At 71.4% G+C, this 13,870-nt stretch carries 17 protein-coding genes; 2 read left to right on the top strand and 15 right to left on the bottom strand.

Annotated features, from left to right (window positions below; genetic code table 11):
• On the top strand, positions 1-540 hold the full coding sequence (locus ABTW87_RS13760; protein WP_350651140.1) for a hypothetical protein: 540 nt from the start codon (positions 1-3) through the stop codon (positions 538-540).
• A gap of 82 nt (positions 541-622) precedes the next feature.
• Here the strand turns inward: ABTW87_RS13760 and ABTW87_RS13755 are convergent, their stop codons facing one another.
• Genes ABTW87_RS13755 through ABTW87_RS13745 form a run of 3 tightly spaced genes read right to left on the bottom strand, consistent with a single transcriptional unit; the run spans position 623 to position 3,934 of the window.
• Positions 623-1,591, bottom strand: a complete 969-nt coding sequence (locus ABTW87_RS13755) for an aldo/keto reductase (RefSeq protein WP_350651139.1) — start codon at positions 1,589-1,591, stop codon at positions 623-625.
• A gap of 16 nt (positions 1,592-1,607) precedes the next feature.
• Positions 1,608-3,287, bottom strand: coding sequence for an ABC-F family ATP-binding cassette domain-containing protein (locus tag ABTW87_RS13750; RefSeq protein WP_350651138.1), 1,680 nt, complete (start codon positions 3,285-3,287; stop codon positions 1,608-1,610).
• A gap of 41 nt (positions 3,288-3,328) precedes the next feature.
• Positions 3,329-3,934: a class I SAM-dependent methyltransferase gene (locus ABTW87_RS13745; protein WP_350651137.1), complete on the bottom strand. Its 606-nt coding sequence runs from the start codon at positions 3,932-3,934 to the stop codon at positions 3,329-3,331.
• A gap of 106 nt (positions 3,935-4,040) precedes the next feature.
• On the opposite strand from ABTW87_RS13745, the gene ABTW87_RS13740 reads away from it, so the two are divergent.
• Positions 4,041-5,150, top strand: a complete 1,110-nt coding sequence (locus ABTW87_RS13740; RefSeq protein ID WP_350651136.1) for a hypothetical protein — start codon at positions 4,041-4,043, stop codon at positions 5,148-5,150.
• A gap of 75 nt (positions 5,151-5,225) precedes the next feature.
• Here the strand turns inward: ABTW87_RS13740 and truA are convergent, their stop codons facing one another.
• The 12 genes from truA to secY all read right to left on the bottom strand — a co-directional run bounded on the left by truA (position 5,226) and on the right by secY (position 13,816).
• A complete protein-coding gene (gene truA, locus ABTW87_RS13735) occupies positions 5,226-6,056 on the bottom strand; it encodes a tRNA pseudouridine(38-40) synthase TruA (RefSeq protein WP_350651135.1) in 831 nt (276 codons plus the stop codon).
• A 72-nt stretch (positions 6,057-6,128) separates the two neighbouring features.
• Positions 6,129-6,701 carry a 50S ribosomal protein L17 gene (rplQ, locus tag ABTW87_RS13730; protein ID WP_350651134.1) on the bottom strand — a complete coding sequence of 191 codons (573 nt, stop codon included), beginning with the start codon at positions 6,699-6,701 and terminating at the stop codon, positions 6,129-6,131.
• Between the two features lie 32 nt (positions 6,702-6,733).
• On the bottom strand, positions 6,734-7,756 hold the full coding sequence (locus ABTW87_RS13725) for a DNA-directed RNA polymerase subunit alpha (protein ID WP_350651133.1): 1,023 nt from the start codon (positions 7,754-7,756) through the stop codon (positions 6,734-6,736).
• Positions 7,757-7,852: 96 nt separating this feature from the next.
• Entirely contained in the window at positions 7,853-8,479 is a 627-nt protein-coding gene (gene rpsD / locus ABTW87_RS13720) for a 30S ribosomal protein S4 (RefSeq protein ID WP_350651132.1), read from the bottom strand.
• A gap of 14 nt (positions 8,480-8,493) precedes the next feature.
• Complete coding sequence (gene rpsK / locus ABTW87_RS13715; protein ID WP_007073011.1) at positions 8,494-8,901, bottom strand: 30S ribosomal protein S11; 408 nt, start codon at positions 8,899-8,901, stop codon at positions 8,494-8,496.
• Positions 8,902-8,919: 18 nt separating this feature from the next.
• Complete coding sequence (rpsM, locus tag ABTW87_RS13710) at positions 8,920-9,300, bottom strand: 30S ribosomal protein S13 (RefSeq protein WP_111134434.1); 381 nt, start codon at positions 9,298-9,300, stop codon at positions 8,920-8,922.
• 268 nt (positions 9,301-9,568) lie between these two features.
• Positions 9,569-9,682: a 50S ribosomal protein L36 gene (gene rpmJ, locus ABTW87_RS13705; RefSeq protein ID WP_089005225.1), complete on the bottom strand. Its 114-nt coding sequence runs from the start codon at positions 9,680-9,682 to the stop codon at positions 9,569-9,571.
• 90 nt (positions 9,683-9,772) lie between these two features.
• Positions 9,773-9,994, bottom strand: coding sequence for a translation initiation factor IF-1 (infA, locus tag ABTW87_RS13700; protein ID WP_007073013.1), 222 nt, complete (start codon positions 9,992-9,994; stop codon positions 9,773-9,775).
• A 232-nt stretch (positions 9,995-10,226) separates the two neighbouring features.
• Positions 10,227-10,805: a DUF1707 SHOCT-like domain-containing protein gene (locus tag ABTW87_RS13695; protein WP_350651131.1), complete on the bottom strand. Its 579-nt coding sequence runs from the start codon at positions 10,803-10,805 to the stop codon at positions 10,227-10,229.
• Between the two features lie 100 nt (positions 10,806-10,905).
• Entirely contained in the window at positions 10,906-11,751 is an 846-nt protein-coding gene (map, locus tag ABTW87_RS13690; protein ID WP_350651130.1) for a type I methionyl aminopeptidase, read from the bottom strand.
• Between the two features lie 82 nt (positions 11,752-11,833).
• Positions 11,834-12,487 carry an adenylate kinase gene (locus ABTW87_RS13685; protein ID WP_350651129.1) on the bottom strand — a complete coding sequence of 218 codons (654 nt, stop codon included), beginning with the start codon at positions 12,485-12,487 and terminating at the stop codon, positions 11,834-11,836.
• The gene (gene secY / locus ABTW87_RS13680) at positions 12,488-13,816 is read right to left on the bottom strand and encodes a preprotein translocase subunit SecY (protein ID WP_350651128.1); all 1,329 of its coding nucleotides are present in this window, start codon (positions 13,814-13,816) and stop codon (positions 12,488-12,490) included. It abuts the gene before it with no gap.
• Positions 13,817-13,870 lie beyond the last annotated feature (54 nt).

The raw sequence follows: 13,870 nt of genomic DNA, 5'->3' as shown, positions 1-13,870 counted from the left end.
ATGCGCATCCGGAAGGCGGTCGCCGCCGCGCTCACCGGCCTGGTCCTGACGATTCTCGCCGGGGCGCCGGCCGCGGCGCACAGCCTGAAGCTCAAGCTCGCGGTGGCCGGCGACGGCGCCGGTGGCGTCACGATCCAGGCGACGTACGCCGACGGCCACCGCCTGGACAAGCTGGTGCGGCTGATCCTCACCGCGGCCGGCTCCGGCGGCCGGACGGTCGGCCCGCTGCAACTGGAACCGGCGGGCGAGGGCCAGGGCTTCTACACCACCGGCCCGATCCTCGCGCCCGGCACCTGGACGGTCCGGGTGGCGGCACCCGCACCGCATTCGGGGACAGCCACCGCGAAGGTGGTGGCGCGGGCGGCGCAGACACCGTCGCTGGCCCCGGTCGCCCGGGACGTGCCGTCGCCACGGGCGGCCCGGTCCGCCTCGGGCGGCGGCACGGCCGGGTGGTGGTGGACGATCTGGGTCGGCGTCGCGGTGCTCGCCGCCGGGGCGCTGACCGTGCCGCTGCTTCGCCGACGCCGGCGCCGGCCGTAGGCCCGGCACCGCGACGGCCGGCATCCGCCGCTTCCGGCGGATGCCGGCCGTCCGGAGCCGGCGAAACCAGGCGGTTCGGCGGCTACCGGTCGAGGACGGCGCGCAGGGCGGCCAGGTCCTCGTCGCTCGGCTGCCAGGCGCCCGCCTCCGCGTTGGCGCGTACCTGCTCGGGCGTGGTCGCGCCGGCGATCACCGAGGTCACCGCCGGTTGGGCGGCGAGCCCGCCGATGGCCACCTGGAGCATCGTGAGCCCCCGCTCGGCGGCGTACGCCTCGATCGCCTCGATCGTGTCCCAGTCGGCGGCGGCGAACCGTGCCGCGTACCGGCCACCGCCGGCGAGGCGGCTGCCGGCCGGTGGCGCCTCGCCGCGCCGGTACTTCCCGGTGAGCAGTCCGTTGGCGAGCGGGAAGAACGGCAGCATGCCGAGCTTGAACCGCTCGCACGCGGGGATCACCTCGACCTCGACGGCGCGCTCCAGGAGCGAGTAGTGGTTCTGCGCGGAGATGAACCTGGTTCGCCCCTGCGAGGTCGCGGTCCAGTCGGCGTCGGCGATCTGCCAGCCGGCGAAGTTGGAGTTGCCGAGGTAGCGGACCTTGCCGGCGGTGACCAGGTCGTCCAGGGCGGCGAGCGTCTCGTCGACCGGGGTGTCCGGGTCCGGCTCGTGCATCTGGTACAGGTCGATGTGGTCGGTGCCCAGCCGGCGCAGCGACGCCTCCACGGCCCGCATGACGTAGCGGCGGGCACCCCGGGCGCCGTGGTCGGGCCCGTTGAGGCCGTGCATGTCCATGCCGAACTTGGTGGCGACCACGACGTCGTCCCGGCGGCCCTTCAACGCCTGACCGAGCAGTTCCTCGGAGCCGCCCTGCGGTTCGCCGTAGATGTCGGCGGTGTCGAAGAAGTTGATCCCGGCGTCGAGTGCCGCCTCCACCACCGCCCGGGTGCCGTCCAGGTCGAGCTTGCGGCCGAAGTTGTTGCAGCCGATGCCGACCACGGACACCACGAGGCCGGAGTCGCCCAACCGGCGGTACGTCATCTCAGTCACGAGATCCACCCTATGCCGGCCGGGATCATCCGACGTCCCAGACCGGCTCCGGCACCTCCACCACCTCGTTGTCACCCCGGAACAGCAGGAACCGGTCGAAGGAGCGGGTGAACCAGCGGTCGTGGGTCACCGCCACCACGGTGCCCTCGAACGCGGCCAGCCCCGCCTCCAGGGCCTCGGCCGAGGCCAGGTCGAGGTTGTCCGTCGGCTCGTCGAGGAGCAGCAGCGTCGCTCCGGACAGCTCCAGCAGCAGCACCAGGAAGCGGGCCTGCTGTCCCCCGGAGAGCGTGCCGAAGCGCTGGTCGCCCTGGCCGGCCAGCTCGTACCGGGACAGTGCCGCCATCGCCGCGTGCCGGTCCATGCCGGCGCGGTGCTCGTCGCCCCGCCAGAGGATGTCGACGAGCGTCCGCTCCATCAGCTCCGGCCGGTCGTGGGTCTGCGAGAAGTGGCCGGGCCGGACCCGGGCGCCGAGCCGGGCCAGCCCGTCGTGCGCGACCGGCACGAGCGCGTGCGCACCGTCCACCGGCCGGTTCGCCGGGTCCGGGTCGGTGCCACCGCGGGCGAGCAGCCGCAGGAAGTGCGACTTGCCGGTCCCGTTCGCCCCCAGCACCGCGACCCGGTCGCCGTACCAGATCTCCAGGTCGAAGGGGTAGGTCAGGCCGTCGAGCTCCAGCCGGTCGCAGATCACCGAACGCTTGCCGGTCCGCCCGCCGGTCAGGCGCATCCGGATGTCCTGGTCCTTCGGGGGTACGGGCGGCGGCCCGGCCTCCTCGAACTTGCGCAACCGGGTCTGCGCGGCCTGGTATCGGGAGGCCATCCCGGAGTTGTACGCGGCCTTCTGCTTGTACATCAGCATCAGCTCGCGCAGCTTCTGGTGCTCCTCGTCCCACCGCCGGCGCTGCTCGTCCAGGCGGTCGTGCCGGGCGAGCCGCGCCTCGTGCCAGCTGGCGAACCCGCCCGGATGCACCCAAGCGCCCCCGCCCTCGACGGCGACCACCCGGTCGGCGGTGTGGGCCAGCAGCTCCCGGTCGTGCGAGACGTAGAGCACCGACTTGCCGGATTCGCGCAGGCACGCCTCCAGCCAGCGCTTTCCGGGCACGTCCAGGAAGTTGTCCGGCTCGTCGAGCAGGAGCACCTCGTCGGGGCCGCGCAGCAGCAGTTCGAGGGCGAAGCGCTTCTGCTGGCCGCCGGAGAGGGTCCGGACGGGACGGTCCCGCGCTGCGTCCCACGGCAGGTCGAGCACGATCGTGGTGACGGTGTCGAAGAGGACCTCCGCGTCGTACCCTCCGGCCTCGCCCCAGGCGGCGAGCGCGTCCGCGTACGCGAGCTGGGCCTTGCCGGCGGCGGTGCTGTACTTGCCGCGTACCTCGGCCTCCCGCATGGCCGTCTCGGTGGCGGCGAGCCGGCGGCCGGCGTCGCGCAGCGTGGGCGGTGCGAGCGAGAGCGCCAGGTCGGCGAGGGTCGACTCGTCGCCGATCATGCCGATGAACTGGCGCATCACGCCGAGCCCACCGATCCGCGCGATCGCGCCGCGCGTGACCGGCAGGTCACCGGCGACCATGCGCAGCAGCGTCGTCTTACCGGCGCCGTTCGGCCCGACGAGCGCGACCTTGGCGCCCTCGCCGACCCGGAACGACACGTCGGCGAAGAGCTCCCGGCCGTCGGGCAGGGTGTGTCCGACCGCTGCCACGTCCACGTATCCCACGCCGGCATCCTGCCGCCAGCAGCGGGCCGGAGCCAAACCGATTACCGGGTGACCCGCAGCACCCGGAAGCCCTTCTGGCTGGCGTGGCGCTCGACCCGCCAGCCCTGCTCGGTCAGCCAACGCTGCAGGGAGTCGCCGCCGAGGTGGCGGGCGACGACCAGCCAGGCCACGCCGTCCGGGGCGAGCCGGGGCAGCCAGCGCAGCAGCAGCTGGTGCAGCTCGTCCTTGCCGATCCGGATCGGCGGGTTGGACCAGATCTGGGTGAAGGTCACCCCGGCCGGTACGCCGTCCGGCGCGACGACGCGCACCCGCTGCGCCGCGCCGACCCGGGCGGCGTTGGCCGCCGTGAGGTCGCGGGCACGCTCGTTGACGTCGACCGCCCAGACGGTGGCGGACGGCGCGCTGCTGGCGAGCACGCAGGTGATCGGCCCGAAGCCGCAGCCGAGGTCGAGCAGGTCGCCGGTGACGCCGGGCGACGGCAGGTCGGCCTTGCGCAACAGCACGGCGGTGCCCGGGTCGAGGCGCGCGGCGGAGAAGACGCCGGCCGAGGAGGCCAGGGTGTATTGGCGTCCGGCGACGTGGAACTCGACCTCGCGCGGCTGGGCGGCAGTCGCGGGTTCGGGGGTGAAGTAGTGGTCGCCGGTCACGCGGCTGATTCTCGCACCGGCCCGTGGCGGGCACGGCGACACCCCGGGTCACTACAATTTCCCATTATTACCCCCTAAAGGGACAATGCCTCCTAGTCTGGGCGACATGGTGTATCGGTACGAGTCCGATGAGGACGCATTCGTGGAGTACCCGGAGCCCGGGTCCGACCTGTCGGTGCTCGGCCCCGGTTCGCCGCCCCAGGCGGGACCCTCCCCGTCCCGCTTCCCCACCCCGTCGCTGCCCCGCGCCACCCGGCGGCCGCTGCCACCACCCGAGCCCGAGCCGGTCCCCGCGGCACCCCACCAGCCGGCCTACCCGCCGCCCGTCCCGCCCGCGGCCGTGGCCGCACCGGTCACGCACGCGTCGGCGGCCGCCGCGACGCCGCCCGCGCCGCCCGCCGCACCTGTGACGCCCGCCGCCGCACCGGTTCCGCCGCCGCGGGGCGGCGGCCGCATGTGGCAGGTGGTGGTCGGGGGCGCCGCGGTGCTGGTCCTGCTCGCCCTCTGCGGGCTCGGCGCGGCAGCCCTGCTCAGCGACCGCGACCTCACCCCGACGACCCCGGCGAACTCGCCGACCGAGCAGCCGGCCGCCGCTGACCGGGGCGGGCCGGAGCCGAGCGACCTCGACTCACGGGACACCGACCAGGCGCCGCTGACCGCCAAGGAGGTCTTCCCCGGCCGGCAGGTCGTGGTCAGCGACGGGCAGCCCGCCTACCAGGTCCTGAAGACGCACTCCAGCGGCAGTTGCGCCGTCGCCGCCACCGGCGAGGTCGCCGACCTGCTGGTGCGGCTCGGCTGCAACCAGGTGATCCGGGCCACGCTGCGCACGGCGGACGGCGACCACCTGGTCACCACCGGCCTGTTCAACCTGACCGACCGCGCGAGCGCCGAGCGCGCCCGCGACCGCATCCGGCAGATGCTCGACGAGCGGCAGGGCCGCTTCCGGGGCCTGGCGGCCGGTGACGACACCGAGGCGATCACCACCGCCCCGGCCCGGGTCGGCTGGCAGGTCCGCGGCCACTACCTGGCGTACGCCCTGGTGACGCGCGCCGACGGTGAGTCGATCCGGTCCGGCGACACGACCGTCCGCGAGATCCTCTTCGACATGATCGAACTGCACCTCAACCAGGGCGTGCTGGAGCGCCGCGCCGACGGCGGCGTGGCCGGCCAACCCACCGCCGGATCCGGCTCCGACACCGAGTCCACCCAGGACTGACACCATCCCGGTCGGTCGTGAGGTCGGCGGGTGGTGTGGCGATCACACCACCCGCCAACCTCATGACCAACGGCGTCAGGCGTCGGGAACCACCCGGAGACGGCGGGTCAGCGTGGCCCGCCGGGCGTACTCGGCCGGATCCTTCGGGTAGCCGACGGCGACCAGGGTCAGACCGTGCGCCGGGGCCACCGTCACCTCGCTGGCCCGCTCGCGGCGGACGAGCAGGCCGGCCGGCCATCCGGCGGGGCGCCGGCCGTCGCCGACGACCAGCATCGCACCGACCAGGCTGCGCACCATCGCCTGACAGAAGGCGTCCGCCTGCACGGTGGCGACGAGGATCCCGTCCGGGTCGCGGCGCCAGTCCAGCCGGGTGACCTCGCGCAACGTCGTGGCGTTCTCCTTACGCCGGCAGTACGCGGCGAAGTCGTGCTCCCCCACCAGCCCGTCCGCCGCGGCGTTGAGCGCCGCCAGGTCGAGCCCCTTCGGCCAGGCCAGGGTGTCGTACCGGCGCAGCGGCTCGGCGCCCCACGGCGCGTCGGTCACCCGGTACTCGTACCGCCGGAAGGTCGCCGAGAACCGGGCGTCGAACTCCGCCGGCACCTCGGTCATCGCCCGTACCCGCACGTCGGCGGGGAGCAGCCGGGCCAACCGCCGCAGCAGCGTGGCGTCGTGCTGCCGCCAGACGGCGGCCGGCAGGTCGAGATGGCAGACCTGGCCGGTGGCGTGCACGCCGGCGTCGGTCCGGCCGGCCACGGTCAGGCCGGTGGCGGTCCCGGCACCGAGCACCAGGTCCAGGGCCTGCACGAGGACCCCGGCGACGGTACGCCGGTCGGGCTGGTGGGCCCAGCCGGAGAAGTCGGTGCCGTCGTACGAGACGTCCAGCCGCAGCCGGATGCCTTCCGCCATCCGTACCCTCCTTCCGCACGCAGCGGGCCCGACACCCCGTGTGGGATGCCGGGCCCGGCAAAGCCTTGTCGATCAGGCCTTGTTCTGCTCGTTGTTCTCCTCGACCGCGAGGTCGCTGTCCTCGCGGGCGGCGGCGGTGTCGCCGGACACCGACACCGGCGGCTCGGCGTCCTGGTCGCCGCTGCCGGAGGCCGGGGCCTCCTCGGCCGGGGCGAGCGCCTCGACCTTGTCCTGCTGGGCGGCCTTGCGGGCGGCGGTCTTCTTGTTGGCCTTCGGCTGCGCGACCTCCAGCTCCTCGACCAACTCGATGATCGCCATCGGCGCGGCGTCACCCTTGCGCGGACCGGTCTTCACGATCCGGGTGTAGCCACCGTTGCGGTTGGCGTACCGCGGCGCGATCTGGTCGAACAGGGCGTAGACCACGTCCTTGTCCTTGACGACGGCGAGCACCCGACGCCGGGAGGCCAGGTCACCGCGCTTGGCCTTGGTGATCAGCTGCTCCGCGAGCGGGCGCAGCCGCCGGGCCTTGGTCTCGGTGGTCTGGATCTTGCCGTGCTGGAACAGCGACGTGGCCAGGTTGGCCAGCATCAGCCGCTCGTGCGCCGGGCTGCCGCCGAGGCGGGGACCCTTGGTGGGCGTGGGCATTCTCGGTGCTCCTCGTTAATCCTCAGCCGCGCTTACAGCTGCTCAGTCTCGCGGTAGTCCTCGGCGTCGTAGTCGGCCTCACCGAAGGCGTCCACGACGTGCGCCGGGTCGAAGTTCGGGGCGGAGTCCTTCAGCCCCAGACCCATCCCGGCGAGCTTCATCTTGACCTCGTCGATCGACTTCTGGCCGAAGTTGCGGATGTCGAGGAGGTCGGCCTCGGTACGCCCGATGAGCTCACCAACGGTGTTGATGCCCTCGCGCTTGAGGCAGTTGTAGGAGCGGACGGTCAGGTCCAGCTCCTCGATCGGCAACGCCAGGTCCGCCGCCAGCTGGGCGTCCTGCGGGGACGGCCCGATGTCGATGCCCTCGGCGGTCTCGTCCAGCTCCCGGGCCAGGCCGAAGAGCTCGACGAGCGTCGAGCCGGCGGAGGCCAGGGCGGTACGCGGACCCATCGACGGCTTGGTCTCGACGTCGATGATGAGCCGGTCGAAGTCGGTCCGCTGCTCGACACGGGTCGCCTCGACGCGGTAGGTGACCTTCAGCACCGGCGAGTAGATCGAGTCGACCGGGATCCGGCCGATCTCGGCGCCCGCCTGCTTGTTCTGCGCAGCCGTCACGTAGCCGCGGCCCCGCTCGACGGTCAGCTCCATGTCGAGCCGGCCCTTGCCGTTGAGGGTGGCGAGCTTCAGGTCCGGGTTGTGCACCGAGACGCCGGCCGGGGGCTGGATGTCACCGGCGGTCACGTCGCCCGGGCCCTGCTTGCGCAGGTACATGCTGACCGGCTCGTCGTGCTCGGAGCTGACGCACAGCTCCTTGATGTTCATGACGAGCTCGACGACGTCCTCCTTGACCCCGGGGATCGTGGTGAACTCGTGCAGCACACCGTCGATTTTGATCGAGGTCACCGCCGCGCCGGGGATGGACGACAGCAGCGTCCGGCGCAGCGAGTTGCCCAGGGTGTAGCCGAAGCCCGGCTCCAGCGGCTCGATGGTGAACCGGGACCGGGTTTCGTTGATCGACTCCTCGGAGAGGGTCGGTCGCTGGGAGATGAGCATGTCTTCTCTTCTCTTCCGGGGCGCCCGCCATATGACGCCCACGACACAAACTGTTCCGGTGGCCCGCCCCGGAGGGCGGGCCACCGCCACGAGCTGCTACTTGGAGTAGAGCTCGACGATCAGCTGCTCCTGGACCTGGGTGTCGATCACCTGGCGGCTCGGGAGCGAGTGCACGAGGATCTTCATCTGGCTCGGGATGGCCTCCAGCCACGCCGGAACGCTCTTGGAGCCGGCCTCGGCCTGCGCCACGATGAACGGGGTGAGCTCCTTGCTCTTGCCCCGGACCTCGATGATGTCGTGCTCCTTGACGCGGTACGACGGGATGTCGACCTTCTTGCCGTTCACCGTGAAGTGACCGTGCTTGACCAGCTGACGGGCCATGTCCCGGGACTTGGCGTAGCCGGCCCGGTAGACCACGTTGTCCAGCCGCGACTCGAGGATCTGCAGGAGGACCTCACCGGTCTTGGCCTGCTTGGCCACGGCCTCCTCGTAGTAACCGCGGAACTGCTTCTCCAGCACGCCGTACACGCGGCGGGCCTTCTGCTTCTCACGGAGCTGGAGCAGGTACTCCGTCTCCTTGGTACGGCCACGGCCGTGCTGCCCGGGCGGGAACGGCCGGGACTCGAACGGGCACTTCGGGCCATCGCACTTGCTGCCCTTGAGGAACAGCTTCATCTTCTCCCGCCGGCAACGGCGGCAGTCAGCACCGGTGTAACGAGCCATCTCTCTCTAACCTCTCAGACCCGGCGACGCTTCGGCGGACGGCACCCGTTGTGCGGCTGCGGGGTCACGTCGGAGATCTGACCGACCTCCAGACCGACGGCCTGCAGCGAACGGATGGCGGTCTCCCGGCCGGAGCCGGGGCCCTTGACGAACACGTCGACCTTGCGCATGCCGTGCTCCATCGCCCGGCGCGCGGCGGCCTCGGCGGCCAGCTGCGCGGCGAACGGGGTCGACTTGCGCGAGCCCTTGAAGCCAACCTGGCCGGCGGAGGCCCAGGAGATGACCGCACCGGTCGGGTCCGTGATGGACACGATGGTGTTGTTGAAGGTGCTCTTGATGTGCGCCTGGCCGTGGGCGACGTTCTTGCGTTCCTTGCGCCGGACCTTCTTGACGGCGGCTCCGGCACGAGCCTTCGGTGGCATAAGTCTGTGCGCTCCTAATTACTTCTTGCCGGGCTTCTTCTTGCCCGCGACGGTCCGCTTCGGGCCCTTGCGGGTGCGGGCGTTGGTCCGCGTCCGCTGGCCGCGCACGGGCAGGCCCCGGCGGTGCCGGATACCCGCGTAGCAGCCGATCTCGACCTTGCGGCGGATGTCGGCGGCGACCTCGCGGCGCAGGTCACCTTCGACCTTGTAGTTGGCCTCGATGTGGTCGCGGAGCTGCACGAGCTCCTCGTCCGTGAGGTCCCGGGCGCGCTTGTCCGGCGAGATGCCGGTGGCGGCGAGCGTCTCCAGGGCGCGGGTGCGACCCACGCCGAAGATGTAGGTGAGCGCGATCTCCATCCGCTTCTCGCGGGGAAGATCCACGCCGGCTAGACGTGCCATGTGCGGGCGTACTCCTCGTGGTGTGGCGGAGGTCTGGACCCGTCCCACCCCGCTACCGACCGGCCCCTGTCCTTCCGGCGCGTCAGCGCCGGCGACCGGGTTCGGTCGTTGCCCGAGCGGGCCCCGGCCTCCGACCGGGGGTCGACCACGATGAGGTACGCGCTGCGCACTCCCGCGGCTGGGACGAGCTCTGTGATGTGTTGTGTCAGGATCTGCGGCCCGGACCGGTCGTCGACCGGCCGCGGTGATCGCGACCGGCCGGAACGGCTCAGCCCTGGCGCTGCTTGTGGCGCGGGTCGGCGCAGATGACGATGACCCGGCCGTGCCGGCGGATCACCTGGCACTTGTTGCAGATCCGCTTGACGCTCGGCTTGACCTTCACGGTTGCCTTACTTCCCATCTGGCCCGGCGACGCGGTGACGCGACTCCGGGCGACGAAGACGGACAGGGACTCCCCCGGCCGTCGTCAGGCTTACTTGTAGCGGTAGACGATGCGCCCTCGGGTCAGGTCGTACGGCGAGAGTTCGACGACGACCCGGTCCTCCGGCAGGATGCGGATGTAGTGCTGCCGCATCTTGCCGCTGATGTGAGCCAGCACCTTGTGACCGTTCGCGAGCTCCACCCGGAACATGGCGTTCGGCAGGGGCTCGATGACCCGGCCCTCGATCTCGATGGCTCCGTCTTTTTTCGGCATGTCCTCCGCTGTCCTGACGTCGGTTGCTCCGGACGGCCCACAACGTCTTACACGGGATGCCTGATCGAGATCAGATGGCCCGCGCCAGCCGCGGCTCCGACGCCCGCCGAAGCGCAGGGCGGGCATGCCGGAGTGGACGCTGTGCGCCGATCAGAAAGTGTACGCCCGCCCGCGCGTAGTCGCCAAACCGACCTCCGATTACCGGCGCGGCAGGCAGGACGGGGCCGGACGTTCAGCCCAATTCGCCAGGAAGTTCCCGGCCGTCCCGCTGGGCGGCCCTCCGCTCCTGCTTACGGGCCCGCTTCTCACGCTTGCGATGCCGCCGGCGTTCCCGCTCGGCCGCCCACCGCGCCGGCTCCCCGGAGGTGATCCCGGACACCGTCCGCACCACAAGCACCGCGCCCCACGGGCCGGCGACCCAGCCGGGCCAGAAGTAGAGAAGATCCGTCGAGAGGAGCGACGTGACGGCCCAGATCGTCACCACGATCGCCACGACCTTCAGCCACGGCTCCCACACCTCGGCGAGCCACCGGGCGGTGACCGCCCGTCCGCCCACCGCCGGCACCCCGGCCACCGCCTCGGGAACGGCCCCGGCCGGGACGGCCAGGCCCGACGCCGCGGGGGCGGCGGGCGCGGGCAGGTCCGCGAGCAGCGAGTCGAGTTCGCCGTACGTCTTGGCGGTGTACGCCCGCTGCAGGCGCTCGTCGTACTCGTGCAGGTCCAGGCGACCCTCGTCGACGGCAGCCCGCAGCCGGTCGGCGACCGCCTGCCGGTCGGCGTCGGCCGCCCGCATTCCGTCGCGTCGCTGCATGCGTTCCAGGATGCCACCGCCTCGCCACCGGCCGCGATCCCGGCGCCACCGGATGTCCGGCCGTTGACCGACTCCCCCGCGGCCGGGGCCGGCTGGCGGGTCAGGCGGCCGGAGCCGGCTGGCGGGCCGTCACCAGGTCGCCGAGGCGCTCCCGGCCGCCGTCCTCGGCGGTCAGCACCCACACCCCGTCCGGCAGCAGTGCCATCGTGTGCTCGACGTGCACCGCCATCGACCCGTCCCGGGTCACCACCGTCCACCCGTCGGCCAACTCCACCGTCCGGGGCGAGCCCATCGTGATCATCGGCTCGATGGCAAGCGCCATGCCCGGCACCAGGCGAGGTCCCTTGCCCGGCCGCCCGTGGTTGAGCACGTGCGGATCCTGGTGCATCTCGGTGCCGATGCCGTGGCCGCCGTACCCGTCGACGATGCCGTACCGGCCACCCTTGCGCACCGCCGTCTCCACGGCGTGCGAGATGTCGGTGAGGCGGCCCTTCCCACTGGCCGCGCCGCGGGCGGCGGCGGCGATGCCGGCCCACATGGCGTCCTCGGCGACGGTCGCCATCCGGAGCAGCGCGGGCTCGACGTCGCCGACGCCCACCGTGATCGCCGCGTCGCCGTGCCAGCCGTCCAGCACCGCCCCGCAGTCGATGGAGATGAGATCGCCGTCGCGGAGCACCTGCGTCGGGGCCGGGATGGCGTGCACCACCTGCTCGTTGACCGAGGAGCAGATCGAGGCGGGGAAACCGTGGTAGCCCTTGAACGACGGGACGGCTCCGGCCTCCCGGATGGTCGACTCGGCGACCGCGTCCAGGTCGGCGGTGCTGACCCCGGGGGCCACCGCCTCCCGCATCCGGCGCAGCGCCTCGGCGACCACCAGCCCCGCAGCCCGCATCTTCTCGATCTGGTCAGGGGTCTTCAGCTGGATGTCCAGCTGGGGACGACGCATCGGTGGTTACCTTTCTCGCCGAAGAGCGGGGCACGTCATCGCGTACCCCGCTCTTCGCACTCTATCCGCCGTGCCGGGCAGCTCAGCCGCCGTACGAACGCAGCGCGTCGATCGCGCGGACGGTGACGTCCTCCACCGGGCCGGTGGCGTCGATCCCCACCAGCTTGCCCTGGGCACCGTAGTAGTCGACAAGCGGCGCGGTCTTGTCCGCGTACTCCCGCAGGCGGGTGGCGATGGTCTCCGGCTTGTCGTCGTCGCGCTGGAACAGCTCGGCGCCGCACCGGTCGCAGATGCCCTCCCGGGTGGTCGGGTCGAACTCGACGTGCCAGATCTTGCCGCAGCCCCGGCAGGTGCGCCGCCCGGAGAGCCGCCGGATCACCTCGTCGTCGTCGACGACCAGCTCCAGCACCAGGTCCAGCGCGGTGCCGAGGTCGGCGAGCAGCTTGTCCAGCGCGGCGGCCTGCGGGGTCGTACGCGGGAAGCCGTCGAGGAGGAAGCCCTCGCTGGCATCCGGCTCGGCGAGCCGGTCCCGCACCATGTTGATGGTCACCTCGTCCGGCACCAGCTCACCGGCGTCCATGTACCGCTTGGCCTCGACCCCGAGCGGGGTGCCCTGCGACACGTTGGAGCGGAAGATGTCCCCGGTCGAGATCTTCGGGACCGCGAGGTGCGCGGCGATGAACTCGGCCTGCGTGCCTTTGCCCGCACCCGGCGGGCCAACCAGAACGAGTCTCATCTACCGCAGGAACCCTTCGTAGTTCCGCTGCATCAGCTGGCTCTCGATCTGCTTCGTGGTCTCCAGACCGACGCCGACCATGATCAGCACAGCGGTGCCGCCGAACGGGAAGTTCAGGTACTGCTGGCGGTCGAGCCAGATGAAGAAGAAGTTCGGCAGGATCGAGACGATGGCCAGGTAGAGCGCACCCGGCAGCGTGATCCGGCTGAGGATGAAGTCCAGGTAGTCGGCGGTCGGCTTGCCGGGGCGGATGCCCGGCACGAAGCCGCCGTACTTCTTCATGTTGTCCGCGACCTCGGTCGGGTTGAACGTGATCGAGACGTAGAAGTACGTGAAGAAGATGATCAGCAGGAAGTAGACCGTGATGTAGATCGGGCTGGTCGGGTCGACCAGGTTGTTCTGGATCCACGCCTGGGTCTTGCCCGGGTCCGTCTGGTCGAAGAACTGAAGCGCCAGCTGCGGCAGGTAGAGCAGCGACGAACCGAAGATGACCGGGATGACGCCGGCCTGGTTCACCTTCAGCGGGATGTAGGTGGAGGTGCCGCCGTACATCCGCCGGCCGATCATCCGCTTGGCGTACTGCACCGGGATCCGGCGCTGCGACTGCTCGATGAAGGTGACCGCGGTGATGATGACCAGGACGAGCGCGATGACCAGGAGGAACTTGCCCCAGCCGCCGGTCTCCTTGATCTGCCAGCCCTCGGCGGGCAGGCGGGCCGCGATCGAGGTGAAGATCAGCACGGACATGCCGTTACCGACACCCCGGTCGGTGATCAGCTCACCGAGCCACATCACCACGCCGGTGCCGGCGGTCATCGTCATGACCAGGATGGTCAGCGTCAGCCAGTCCGGGATGCCGGTCCCCTCGGGAATGATCGGGAACTGGTCGCACTGGTTGTTGAAGAGCTGACCGGAGCGCGCGAGGGCCACGAAGGCCGACGCCTGCAGGACACCCAGCCCCAGGGTCAGGTAGCGGGTGTACTGGGTGATCTTCGCCTGACCGGCCTGGCCCTCCTTGCGGAGCTGCTCCAGCCGGGGGATCACCACGGTCAGCAGCTGCAGGATGATCGACGCGGTGATGTAGGGCATGATGCCCAGCGCGAAGACCGACAGCTGCAGCAGCGCCCCACCCGAGAAGAGGTTGAGCAGGTTCAGCACGCCCGTGGAGCCGTTCTCCAGGGTGTCCAGGCACTTCTGCACGTTGCCGTAGGACACGCCCGGGCTGGGCAGCGTGGCGCCCAGCCGGTAGACGGCGATGATGCCTACCGTGAACAGAATCTTCTTGCGCAGGTCAGGCGTACGGAACGCACTGAGAAAGGCGGACAGCAACTTCTTCCTCCTGCGCGAGGCGGGCCGCCGGTGGTCCCTGGCGGGTCGGGGTGG

It is taken from the genome of Micromonospora sp. NPDC126480 (genome assembly GCF_040302465.1).
In the GTDB taxonomy this organism is placed as follows: Bacteria; Actinomycetota; Actinomycetes; order Mycobacteriales; family Micromonosporaceae; genus Micromonospora.
Note: the sequence above shows the minus strand (reverse complement) of the source record. Positions and strands in the feature narration are given on the sequence as shown.